Annotated in this window: 12 protein-coding genes; 5 read left to right on the forward strand and 7 right to left on the reverse strand. The window is 72.1% G+C overall.

What is annotated here, in order from left to right:
• The first annotated feature begins 48 nt into the window (after window positions 1-48).
• Window positions 49-579 (forward strand): DUF5959 family protein, encoded by a 531-nt coding sequence (locus J0670_RS18095; protein ID WP_207812646.1) that lies wholly within the window; start codon window positions 49-51, stop codon window positions 577-579.
• A gap of 15 nt (window positions 580-594) precedes the next feature.
• Here J0670_RS18095 and J0670_RS18100 read toward each other — a convergent pair whose 3' ends face one another.
• From J0670_RS18100 to J0670_RS18115, 4 genes are all read right to left on the reverse strand, one after another.
• Window positions 595-1191, reverse strand: coding sequence for a cysteine hydrolase family protein (locus tag J0670_RS18100; RefSeq protein WP_207812647.1), 597 nt, complete (start codon window positions 1189-1191; stop codon window positions 595-597).
• A gap of 36 nt (window positions 1192-1227) precedes the next feature.
• On the reverse strand, window positions 1228-2721 hold the full coding sequence (locus tag J0670_RS18105; protein ID WP_207812648.1) for an MFS transporter: 1494 nt from the start codon (window positions 2719-2721) through the stop codon (window positions 1228-1230).
• A complete protein-coding gene (locus tag J0670_RS18110) occupies window positions 2718-3206 on the reverse strand; it encodes a MarR family winged helix-turn-helix transcriptional regulator (RefSeq protein ID WP_243437181.1) in 489 nt (162 codons plus the stop codon). The genes J0670_RS18105 and J0670_RS18110 overlap by 4 nt, the downstream gene beginning before the upstream one ends.
• A gap of 80 nt (window positions 3207-3286) precedes the next feature.
• Window positions 3287-4858, reverse strand: coding sequence for a serine protease (locus J0670_RS18115; protein ID WP_207812649.1), 1572 nt, complete (start codon window positions 4856-4858; stop codon window positions 3287-3289).
• 141 nt (window positions 4859-4999) lie between these two features.
• Between J0670_RS18115 and J0670_RS18120 the strand changes: the two genes are divergently transcribed.
• Both J0670_RS18120 and J0670_RS18125 read left to right on the forward strand, forming a co-directional pair.
• Entirely contained in the window at window positions 5000-5638 is a 639-nt protein-coding gene (locus tag J0670_RS18120; RefSeq protein WP_207812650.1) for an RNA polymerase sigma factor, read from the forward strand.
• On the forward strand, window positions 5635-6660 hold the full coding sequence (locus J0670_RS18125) for a CU044_5270 family protein (protein WP_207812651.1): 1026 nt from the start codon (window positions 5635-5637) through the stop codon (window positions 6658-6660). The genes J0670_RS18120 and J0670_RS18125 overlap by 4 nt, the downstream gene beginning before the upstream one ends.
• Window positions 6661-6959: 299 nt before the next feature.
• Here J0670_RS18125 and J0670_RS18130 read toward each other — a convergent pair whose 3' ends face one another.
• Both J0670_RS18130 and J0670_RS18135 read right to left on the reverse strand, forming a co-directional pair.
• The gene (locus tag J0670_RS18130; protein ID WP_207812652.1) at window positions 6960-7502 is read right to left on the reverse strand and encodes a hypothetical protein; all 543 of its coding nucleotides are present in this window, start codon (window positions 7500-7502) and stop codon (window positions 6960-6962) included.
• A gap of 315 nt (window positions 7503-7817) precedes the next feature.
• Window positions 7818-8201: a VOC family protein gene (locus J0670_RS18135; RefSeq protein WP_207812653.1), complete on the reverse strand. Its 384-nt coding sequence runs from the start codon at window positions 8199-8201 to the stop codon at window positions 7818-7820.
• A gap of 178 nt (window positions 8202-8379) precedes the next feature.
• Between J0670_RS18135 and J0670_RS18140 the strand changes: the two genes are divergently transcribed.
• Window positions 8380-8778 (forward strand): hypothetical protein, encoded by a 399-nt coding sequence (locus J0670_RS18140; RefSeq protein ID WP_207812654.1) that lies wholly within the window; start codon window positions 8380-8382, stop codon window positions 8776-8778.
• A 136-nt stretch (window positions 8779-8914) separates the two neighbouring features.
• On the forward strand, window positions 8915-9577 hold the full coding sequence (locus J0670_RS18145; protein ID WP_307806573.1) for a transcriptional regulator: 663 nt from the start codon (window positions 8915-8917) through the stop codon (window positions 9575-9577).
• Window positions 9578-9595: 18 nt separating this feature from the next.
• On the opposite strand, the gene J0670_RS18150 is transcribed toward J0670_RS18145, so the two are convergent.
• Complete coding sequence (locus tag J0670_RS18150) at window positions 9596-10129, reverse strand: hypothetical protein (RefSeq protein WP_207812657.1); 534 nt, start codon at window positions 10127-10129, stop codon at window positions 9596-9598.
• Between the last annotated feature and the right edge of the window lie 271 nt (window positions 10130-10400).

The raw sequence follows: 10400 nt of genomic DNA on the forward strand, positions 1-10400 counted from the left end.
CTGCGCGAGGATGTCAGCTCTTGGATCCGCTGTAACCGGGAGTGAGCAATGAGTGAAATCGTCGCATCCCAGCACGAGTTGATCAGACTGACGGACCGACCCGGATTCCACGACGCACCCGGCCGCGACGGGCACGGTGGCGGCCACAGCGTACGGGTGCGGGTGCTCGGGCGGCACACGCCGGGCTCTCTGCTCGGCCATGACTGGCTGGACTGCGAGATCGCCGTCACCGCCGGCTCGGTGCACGGCCGGTTCACCATCGTGGTCACCGATCGCCAACTCCAGCAGTGGGAGCAGGCGTTGGAGCGGCTCGCCCGAGGGCTCGCGGTCCGCTGGCTGGACGAGGAGCACGGCCCGGAGCTGCGAATCGAACCCGGTCGGCCCGGCGGGGTCCGGGTCACCGTCTCCGACGCCGAGAGGTCCGGCGTCATGCTCCGGGTCGTGCTCTCCCCCGCGCCCGACTGGTTGCGGGAACAGCGTGCCCTGCTCGACCTCGTCCGGGAGGCCTACCCGTCCGAAGTGGTCGAGGTCGCCCCCGGCGTCCACGCGTGGCGCGACTTGCAGGCCTGCAAGGCCTGACCCGTCCGGGCCGGGTCAGGCCGGCGACAGGAGCCGCTTCAGCTCGGCGGTGTCGATGACGTGGCCCCGGGACGGGAAGACCTTGTTCAGCAGGACCTCGTGGAGCTCGGCATCGTGGTCGGCGACGCAGTCGGAGACGACGAGGACGCGGTAGTCGCGGTCGGCGGCGTCCAGCAGGGTGGACAGGACCACTCCGTTGGTGCTGAGACCGGTGAGCACCAGGGTGTCGATGCCGCGGTCGGTCAGCTGCCGGTGGAGGGTGGTGGTGTGGATGCCGCCGACGCGGACCTTGCGCACGACGAGGTCGCCGTCCTGAGGGGCGATCCGCTCGTCGATCCGCGTGGTGGCGTCCTCGTGGTGCAGCATCCTGGCCGCGACGACACCGCTGAAGGTCTTGTTGGTCTCGGGGACGGCGTCCCAGTCCTCCTCGGTGAAGGCGACGCGGACGTACCCGATGGTGCCGCCGGCGGTACGGACGTCCGCGATGGCGCCCTTGACGCGCTCGATCAGTGCGTCCGAGCCGGGGATCGAGGCGACGATGCCGTTCTGGAAGTCCATCGCCAGCAGGGCGGTGCGCTTCGGGTCGATGGCCGTGAGCGTGGGAGTGGTCATTGCGCAGTACTCCTTCGGTGCTGTTCCAGGGCTGTTTCAGTGCTTGTGGTTCGGTTCGAGCCTGTTCCCGGTCGCGGCGGGCGCTCTCACACCGCTGTCGGCGCGTTCGACGGCACGGCCCATCAGTCGCCGGTCCAGGACCGTCAGCAGCAGGACCGCGACGCCGGCCCCGACCAGGACGAGACCGAGGCCGTGCAGGCCGCGGTCGGTGACCCCGCTGTGGAAGACGAGGCCGGTGATCACGGACGAGACGATGGTTCCCAGGTACGAGAAGGTCCGGAACAGCCCCGAGGCGGTGCCGATCTGCCGCGGCGAGGCCTCCAGGTAGAGGGCGGTCTGGTTGCCGACCGTGGTGGCCGCGCTGGTGATGCCGAAGACCAGCATCACCAGGACGATCACGATCGCCGGGCTGTGCGAGGTGAGGAGCACGATCGCGGCGGATCCGGCCAGCATGGTGACCGCCGAGGCGACCAGCGGCCCGCGCACCAGGTTGCGGCTGGCGAGCGGCTGCGCGAGCAGCGCGGACACTCCGGCCATCGGCAGCAGGAGCAGCCCGGCCGTGGTGGCGGAGTAGCCGTGTGCCGCCTCCAGCCACTCGGTGACGCCGTACATCACCGTGTAGAGGCCGATCAGGGTCAGCGCCTGGCGCAGGTACGTGCGGCTCAGCGGGCCGTTGGCGGCCAGTCCGCGCAGGTCGAAGAACGGTTCCGGGGCGCGCAGTTCCCACCACACGGTCGGCACCGCGGCGGCGGCGAAGACGGCGAGGGCGGCCCAGTCGGCCCTCGGCAGGCCCATCAGGAAGATGATGAGCGCGGTCATCGAGGCGGCGAAGCCGAGGATGCCGGTCAGGTCGATCCGCCGGGCGATGCCTCGGAGGCCGCCGCCCGCCGGGCCGCCGTCGGGTTCGGGCACCGCGTCCTTCGGCACCCAGCGCACCGTCACCGCCAGCGCGATCGCGGTGACCGGGATGTTGATCAGGAAGGCCCAGTGCCATCCGGCGGCGCCCACCAGCAGCCCGCCCAGCGGCGGGCCGACGGCGGCGGTGGCCATCCCGGCGATGGCGAGCCCGCCGAGGACCTTGCCCGGGGGCGCGTCCAGACCGACCTGCGCCGCCCGGCGCCTGATGAGCACCATCGCGGACGGGTATCCGGCCGAGGTCCCGATGCCGATCAGGACGCGGGCCACGGTCAGCGTCGCCAGGTTCGCCCCGAAGCCTCCGACCAGGCCGCCGAGCAGCACCAGCAGGATGCCGCCGAGGAAGACCCGGCGCGGGCCGACCACCTCCGCCAGCTTGCCGGCGGTGGGCTGGGCGATGGCGCTGGCCAGGTAGAGCGAGGTGACCAGGATCGCGGTGCTGCCCGCCGGGACGTGCAGTCCGTCGGCTATGGGGACGAGGGCGGTCGCGATGATGGCGCTGTTGATCGGATTGAGGCTGGAGCCCAGGTACAGCGGGGCGGTGAAGCGCCAGGAGAAGGGCTGCTGCCCTGACAGGGGCGCCGGCCCGTCGGCGGGGGCGCGCCCGGCGCTCATTTCCGTGCTCGGATCGAATCCGCGGTGGCGAGCCGCTCCAGCAGTTCGATGGCCTTCTCCAGGTCCTCGCGCTCCTCGGGGGCGACCACCTGGTCGATGGCCTGCGTCAGGAACAGGGAGCGGCCCGCCAGGAGACGGTCGATCAGCTCGACGGCGGACGGATTGGCGCTGATCAGCTTCTTGCGCCCGTCCTGCGGATCGGGCTCCCCGCGCACCAGTCCGGCCGACTTCAGCGCCGCCAGGCTCTGCGCGATCGACTGCGGACTGACGTGCTCCAGCTCCGCGAGCCTGGCGGCGGTGATCGGCCCCTCCCGCAGCACCGTCGCCAGGACGACGAGCTGGCTCTGGGACAGGCCCAGCGAATGCTGTCCGGACTCGGTGCGCAGTCGGGCACGGAGCCGCTTCATCGCGTGCTGGAGCCGCTCCGCCGCCGACTCGGACCGCCACTGGCTGCGGCCCCGGTCCCCGGTCATTTCCTCTGTCATGGCTGTCACCGTACAACTCGACAAGTAACTTTGCCAAGTTACTTGTCGAGTTTTGGTACGGCTTCAGCCGCCCGCTGGGCTCACTGGGTGCGGTAGGCGTCGATGAGGGTCTGGTCGAGGGTGTTGCCCTCGGTGTCGGTCAGCTCCGCGCGCAGGGAGACACCGGTGCCCGCCGCCGGATTCTGGATCGTGACGGCGCCGGCCTCGACCGGAAGCCCGGTCCACGAGACGCCGCCGTCGGTGGACATCGAGACCGTCAACGAGCGGACGCGGCCGTTCGCGGCGGCGCCCTGCACCGTGATCGGCACCCGGATCCGGCTCCCGGCCGGAGCCGCGCCGGTCAGGCCGAGCTCGGGCGAGAACCGCACGACGCTCACCGGCACCGGGGTCGGCCCGCTCGTCGCGGCCGAGGGGAAGGTCCACGACGCGTTCACCTGGGTGGTCCCGCCGGTCGCCGTCTTGCGGGTCACCGTGCTCGCCAGGCGGTACGAGCCCTGCCCCGCGGGCACGGTGAACTCGGCGCGTCGGGCGTCGCCGGACTGGGTGCCGACCAGCACGCCGTCACGGTAGAGCGAGGTGTAGGCCGTGTCGAACAACGGCGCCGACGGCACGTGGCCGTCGCCGTCGGCGAGCAGCGGGATGTCCGCGGTGATCCGGTCGCCGTCGCGTTCGACACCGGGACGGCCGGTGAGCGCGGGGCCGAAGACCGCGTTGTCGAAGGTCTGCGTGGTCGTGGCCCCGGCCCGTACGGCGATGTCCCTGGCCACGTAGTAGTTCGGTGCGGCACCGCGGGTCGTGTAGCTGACCTCCCAGGTTCCGCGCTGGGGCGTGACGAAGAAGGTGGCGGTGCCCGGAGCCGCCATCTCCAGGGGGAGGCCGACGGTCTGTCCGGAGGTCGGCACCAGGCCGAAGGCCACGGTCCCCCCGGCGCCCGGCCGGGCGCCGCCACGGATCCGGAGGGTGGCCAGCTCCTGCGCGGTGTACTGGCGGGTGAGCCCGGTCAGCGCGCGGGTGCCGGAGAAGGTCTGGCCGAGCGCGTAGCCGCCGGTGCCGGTCGTCCAGTAGGAGTCGAACCACTGCTTCACCGACCCGGCTTCGGCCTCGGGCCCCAGGTGGGCCACCCGCAGGTTCGGCTTCGGGTTGACGATGCTGGCCATCCTGGTGACACCCTCGTGCGTGACCTCGATGAACATCCCGCTGAGCCGGAACGTCGCCGAGCCGTCGGGGGGCCGCACGTCGACCGGGGCGGTGGTCCGCGCGTCGACGGTGACGGTGGTGTCGTGGTCGAGGTCGAGGCGGGGCTGCACGATCCAGTCGGTGCCGTTCGCCACCGCGTCCGTGTACAGGGCGCTCTCCAGCAGGTACCGGCCCCTGGGCAGCCGCACGGTGGTGACACCGGAGGCGTCGTGCGGCTGCACCGACTGGTCGGCGCCGGCGCCGGAGATCCCGGTGACGCTGGTGACGTACTTCACCGGCGTGCGGCCGTTGCGGTCCAGGTGCCTGATCGTGAGCGTGTACGTCTCCGGCTCCGCGGCGAAGGCCGCGCCGCCCCAGGTGGGCGTCACGCCGCCGACCAGCGCGACGGCGACGGCCAGGGCCCGGAGGACGTTCCGGCGGGGTACGGAAGTGCGGGGTACGGAAGTAGCGGTCATGCCCTGTACTGCTCGCCCGGGCACCGGAGTTCCTGTGATCCGGACCACATTCGGAGCGGGAGCGCCGCCCGGGCGACACCTGTGACACAGGTCACCGGAACCGGGGCGGCGGACGGGGCAGGGCCGAGTGTGGAAACACTCATGAGAACGCGTCTTCGCCGCGGGGACCGCGACGCCTTGGGCGAGCTCTACGACGAGCACGCCCAGGTGTTGTACCGCTACGCCCTTCGCGTGACGGGCGACTGGGCCGAGGCCGAGGACGTCGTCTCGACGACCTTCCTGGAGGCGTGGCGCGGTCGCGAGAGGCTGCGCCCCGACGGCGACGGCCTGCGCCCGTGGCTGCTGGGAATCGCGACCAACATCATGCGCCGCAACGCCCGTTCCCGCCGGCGCCGCGACGTCGCGCTCGCGCGGATGCCGAACCGCGAGTCGGTCCCGGACTTCGCCGATGACCTGGTCGAGCACCTCGAGGACGTCGAGCAACTGCGCGCCGCGCACCGCGCCCTCGCCCAGCTCCGGCGTCGCGACCGGGAGGTCTTCACCCTCGTGGTGTGGGCCGGACTGGACTACGCCAGCGCGGCCGAGGCCCTCGGTACACCGGTCGGCACCGTACGGTCACGCCTGTCCCGGGCCCGTGCCCGGCTGCGCGAACTCACCGAGGCCGAGGCCCGCGCCACGCATGCGCGGCCCGCACCGGGCCGCCTGCCCGCGCTCCGGTCGATCCAGCCGATCCGATCGTCGATCCAGCCGACCCATTCGATCCAGGAGAGCCACGGATGAACGCCACCCCACGGCGCGACCCGCAGCACCCGTCCGAGGAGCCCGAACGCCGCGAACTCACCGGCCTGCTGCCCCCACCGGCGGTGCCCGGACTCGGCGCCGACCGTCAACTGCTGCTGAGGGAGGAACTGCTCCGCAAGGCCGGGGGCGCCGAACCACGCGGCGGCCTCTCTCCGCGCGGGCCGCACCGGTGGCGTCCGGTCCGTATCGTGCTGCCGGCGCTCGCCTGCGCTCTGGCGATCGCCGCCGTCGTCGTGGTGGACCGGGCAGGCACGGTCGGGCGCGACGGCACGACGGCCGGGGGCAGCGCCATCGGCACACCCGAAGCGGCACAGCTCCTCGACCGCATCGCACTCGCCGCCGCCGACTCGGAGCAACCGACCGTCCGCGCCGACCAGTTCGTCTACATCGAGAGCGAGGTCGCCTACGCCGCGCAGAGCGCCGCAGGAGGGCCGGTGACCATGGCACCCGTCCACACCCGGCAGGCATGGCTCTCCGCCGACGGCGGTCGCCCCGGCCTGCTGCGCGAGGAGGGCGCGCCCGACAGCGACACCCCGCGCCGGGACGGGCCGTCGATCGGCGCCCCGACCCACGCGTACGTCGCCTCGCTGCCCACCGACCCGGACACCCTGCTGAAGCTGATCCACGACGGGAGCCGCGGCGAAGGCCAGGACCCGGACCAGCGCGCGTTCACGGCGATCGGCGACCTCCTGGCCGAGACCTGGGCGCCGCCGCAGGTCAGCGCCGCGCTCTACCGGGCCGCCGAGCGGATCCCCGGGGTCACGGTGGTCCGCTCGACCAGCGACGCCGCAGGGCGCGAAGGCGTCGCCGTGGCCCGTACGGCACACGGCCAGCAGACCCAGTGGGTCTTCGACCGGACCACCTACGCCTTCCTCGGCGAACGCACGGTCCTCACCGAAGCCGGCGACGCGGGACCGGCCGGGACCGTGGTCGGCACCTCCGCGATCCTCAACAAGGCCGCGGTCGACCACGCCGGCGAAGTCCCGCCGCCGCCCCGGTGACGCACGCAGGCGAGGCCCGGCACCCTGATGGGTGCCGGGCCCCGCCCGACAGTGGAGCGCCAGGCCCGGGTTGCACGGACTCTCCCTACTGAAAGTAGGACGTGCTCTGGTAGCACCGCTGACGCCTGACGAGGAATCATCTCCCTCGCGACAGGAAGAACACTAGCAGGTCAGCGCCCCACCACCGAACCGGGACCACCCGTCCCACTCCCACCCCACTCGGACCCGGACCGCCGGCTCGGCACCGTCCGCGAGCCCGAGCCCGCTCGGGCTCGCGTCAGCACCTGAGGCGTCGCGGATCAGTCCTCGTCCAGTTGGGACAGGGCGTCGGCGATCAGGCGGGTGGCGAAGCTGTGGTCCTCCTTGCCGGAGAGCCGGTTGACGTGCTCGGCGAGGAGGACGGCCGTGGCTTCCAGGGGGTTCAGCTCGGCGTCGGTCCAGGGGCCGTACTGGGCGCGCCACAGGTTGGGGCTCAGGCCGGTGCCCGCGGCGGTGAGCAGGCCCGCCATGGTGGGGACGACCTCGGGGCGGAAGGTCCTGGGCATCATGCGCATCGAGGCCACCAGGGAGGGCACCACGAACTCGACGACGTCCTCCTCGTGGTTCTCCAGCGCCTGCCGCAGCCAGTTCATGAGCATGTAGATGAGGGTGCAGGTGCCGTCCAGGAGCTCGTTGAAACCGGCGGCGCCCATGGACGCGGCGAACTGGTCGATCATCCGCTCCTGTTCGGGGTCCGTGCCGGACTTGCCGTCGTAGATGGCCTTGAGCCGGGAGTCGATCACCATGAGCGCGGTGCTCACATCGCCGGCCGGGGCGTACTGGGGGTCGCAGGATGATGACATGGGATTCCTCTCGAACGGCTACGGCACGTAGCGCTACGTGTTCGCAGCGTAGACCGCCGATCGGACGGCGTCCGGCGAATCCTGACGAACAGCCATATGGGTGACTGCGCGCGGTTGACCCGACATGGGGTTTCCGGCGCCGGTGCCCAGCCGGTACGGGTTTCCGAGCCGGCACCTGACGGGCCGTACCCCGGTTGGCGCTTCGGGCCGCCCCTCACCCGCATCCAGCCAGCCGCGGTGCGCCCCGTCCTCTTCGGTGCCGGGGAGCGCTGAAAGGGTCTGAAGGAGGGGCGGATGGAGTCGTCATGGAGTCCGTTACGGAGTCGTGGCGGCCCGGTCGGACTCGCTGCGCAGGACGCAGAATTCGTTGCCTTCGGGATCGGCGAGGACCGCCCAGCCCGAGCCGTCGGGATTCCGGTGGTCGGCGACGAAGGTGGCGCCGAGAGCCAGCAGTCGTTCCACCTCCTGGTCCCGCGAGGTCTCCGGGCGCAGGCACAGGTGGAGCCGGTTCTTGACCGTCTTGGCCTCGGGCACCTGGTGGAAGTACAGGGCCGGGCCCTCCGCCAGGAGCACCTGGACCTCCGGATCGCCCGGCTTGTCGTCCGGGTCCAGCGGACGGCCGGTCACCCCGCTCCAGAACCGGGCCAGCTCATAGGCATCCGCACAGTCGATCGCCACGTTCTGCAATACCGAGACCATGCGCCCGAGCCTTCCGGAATTCCGCTCCGAACGCCACCGGATTCGCACTCGTCCGTCGCGCCCACCGTCACCGTCCGCCATCGGCCGCCATCGGCCGGGACTTTGCCGACCGTTCACTTGTCCCGCCGGAACCTCTGTGCACCGAACCGGCGTTGTGGGGAGCGGGAGGGATATAGACATGACAAAGAAGCCGTACCGCCTCGCCATCGCGGCGCTCGCGATGCTCGTGGCGGCCCCCTTGTTCACCGCGTGCAAGAACGCCGACCAGGCCCTCGACTGCGGAAAGCGGGCGATCAGCCTCACCGGCGACGTCCAGGACCTCACCGACTCCGCCCTCAATGTCGGCCAGATCACCGACAGCAGTCGGCGCAAGCACACCGTCGACGCGCTGAAGAAGATCGTCGATGACACCAAGAAGATCCGTCAGGACAGTGACGGCAAGGTCGACGCGGCCGCCGACAAGCTCTCCACCGCCGTCAGCAATGCGCAGGACGCCGTGTCCAAGGGCAAGGAACCGGATTTCGGGCCGATCAGCGACGCCGCCGGTGATCTGACCAAGGCCTGCGCCGGGGCCTGACCGCTCAGCCCACCGTCCCGGTCCGACCCCCCTGGCCGGGAGCGCCGCCACCGGCACTCCCGGCCTGTCGCCGCCGCGCCGGCGCCGCCAGGCGGTAGGAATGGGCACCGGACCGAACCGCACCACGGAGGCACCGGTGAACAACCCGATCCTCGACCAGATCCAGCGCCTGCGCGCGGAGTTGGCCCCGGGCGACACCGCCCCGGCGCTGATCGCCGCGTTCGCCGAGGGCACGGCCCCGCTCGCGGCGGTCGCCGAACTCGCCGCCCAGCAGCAGCGGATCATCACCTCCGACCGGCGCAGCCTGCTGCTGCTCGCCACCCGCTGCGCGGACCGCCCGCTCGGCGCCTGGTTCGTCGCCCTGGCCGAGGGCGAGAGCGCCGCGCTGCGCACCCTGCCCGCCCTCGCCGCCGCCTGCGGCCTCGACCCGGGAGCGATGGCGGCCCGGCCGCCGCTGCCCGGCTGCCAGGCCTATCCCGCCTTCCTCGCGTGGCTCGGTCTGAACAGCCGCCCGCCCGGCGCGGCCGCCGTCGCCCTCGTGGCCAACTTCGCGGCCTGGGGCGGCTATTGCGCCACCATCGCCCACGCCCTGCGCCATCGCTACGGCTTCTCCGACGAGGCCTGCGCGTTCTTCGACTTCTTCGCCCAGCCCGCGACCGAGCTGGAGCAGCAGGCCGCCGACGCCCTCGGGCCGGACCCGCTGGACGACGACACCCTGGCCACCGCGCTGGAGTACGGCCGGCTGCTCCAGGCCTACGAGCACCTGTTCTGGGACACCCTGGCCCAGGTGCACGGGTAGGGCGCGCCCCGAAGGTGCCTACGCCTGCCAGTGCGGCTTGCCGCTGACCATCCGGCAGTAGATCATCCGGCCGTTGGCGTCGTGGGTGCTCCTGCCCAGGTCGGCGTCACGGCAGAACTGCCCGGCCGCATAGCAGTTGCCCGCGTTGGAGCGGATCTCGCACCCGGCCCCGCCCGCCGCCGTGGTGTGCTCCGGCTCCGGGTCGGTCGGCGGCTGCGCGGTGGTCACCTTCGGCTGCGGCGCCTTGGCCGGAGCGGACTGCGGGTGGGCGGTCGGCGGGGTCGCCGGCGTCGCGGCACCGGTCGGGGTCGGCGCCGGATCGGGCACGGTCGTGGGCGTGACCGCCGGGGGCGCCGGGGCGGTCGGCACGGCAGCGGTCGGGCTGGGCGGGGCGGTCGGGCTGGCCGTGACCGTCGGCGCGGCCGAGGCCTTCGCCCCGCCGTCGGCGGCCGAGGGGTCGCAACCGGTCAGTGTCAGGCCGACGGTGAGGACGAGTCCGGCGAATCCGGCCAGACCGGCCGCCCGCCGCCTCCCGGGTATCCGTGAAGACATGGGTGGAGAACGCTCCGTTCCGTTCGAGTGAGACGCGTGATTCAAACAGAGTGCGCACACGCCTTGTGCACGAATCCGCCACTCGTTGGCAGATCGAGATCTACCGACCACCGAACGCAGTCACCCTCCGACCCCCAACACACCGTCACCGCCCTGCGACCGCACCGGGGTATAGCCCCGGAGCGCGGGTCGTTCTGACATGTTCCGACCATCCCGAGCCGATCGCTACGGTACCGGCACCCCCACGCCGATCGAGGAGACCCCCATGCTC

The sequence above is a fragment of the Streptomyces sp. FH025 genome, assembly GCF_017427025.1.
In the GTDB taxonomy this organism is placed as follows: Bacteria; Actinomycetota; Actinomycetes; order Streptomycetales; family Streptomycetaceae; genus Kitasatospora.

Bases quoted from the DNA above. Each gene is read 5' to 3' on its own strand.
- J0670_RS18135 (WP_207812653.1), bottom strand. From the start codon at position 8,201: ATGGTCTCGGTATTGCAGAACGTGGCGATCGACTGTGCGGATGCCTAT.
- J0670_RS18120 (WP_207812650.1), top strand. From the start codon at position 5,000: ATGAGAACGCGTCTTCGCCGCGGGGACCGCGACGCCTTGGGCGAGCTC.
- J0670_RS18115 (WP_207812649.1), bottom strand. From the start codon at position 4,858: ATGACCGCTACTTCCGTACCCCGCACTTCCGTACCCCGCCGGAACGTC.
- J0670_RS18150 (WP_207812657.1), bottom strand. From the start codon at position 10,129: ATGTCTTCACGGATACCCGGGAGGCGGCGGGCGGCCGGTCTGGCCGGA.
- J0670_RS18125 (WP_207812651.1), top strand. From the start codon at position 5,635: ATGAACGCCACCCCACGGCGCGACCCGCAGCACCCGTCCGAGGAGCCC.
- J0670_RS18105 (WP_207812648.1), bottom strand. From the start codon at position 2,721: ATGAGCGCCGGGCGCGCCCCCGCCGACGGGCCGGCGCCCCTGTCAGGG.
- J0670_RS18100 (WP_207812647.1), bottom strand. From the start codon at position 1,191: ATGACCACTCCCACGCTCACGGCCATCGACCCGAAGCGCACCGCCCTG.
- J0670_RS18095 (WP_207812646.1), top strand. From the start codon at position 49: ATGAGTGAAATCGTCGCATCCCAGCACGAGTTGATCAGACTGACGGAC.
- J0670_RS18140 (WP_207812654.1), top strand. From the start codon at position 8,380: ATGACAAAGAAGCCGTACCGCCTCGCCATCGCGGCGCTCGCGATGCTC.
- J0670_RS18110 (WP_243437181.1), bottom strand. From the start codon at position 3,206: ATGACAGAGGAAATGACCGGGGACCGGGGCCGCAGCCAGTGGCGGTCC.
- J0670_RS18130 (WP_207812652.1), bottom strand. From the start codon at position 7,502: ATGTCATCATCCTGCGACCCCCAGTACGCCCCGGCCGGCGATGTGAGC.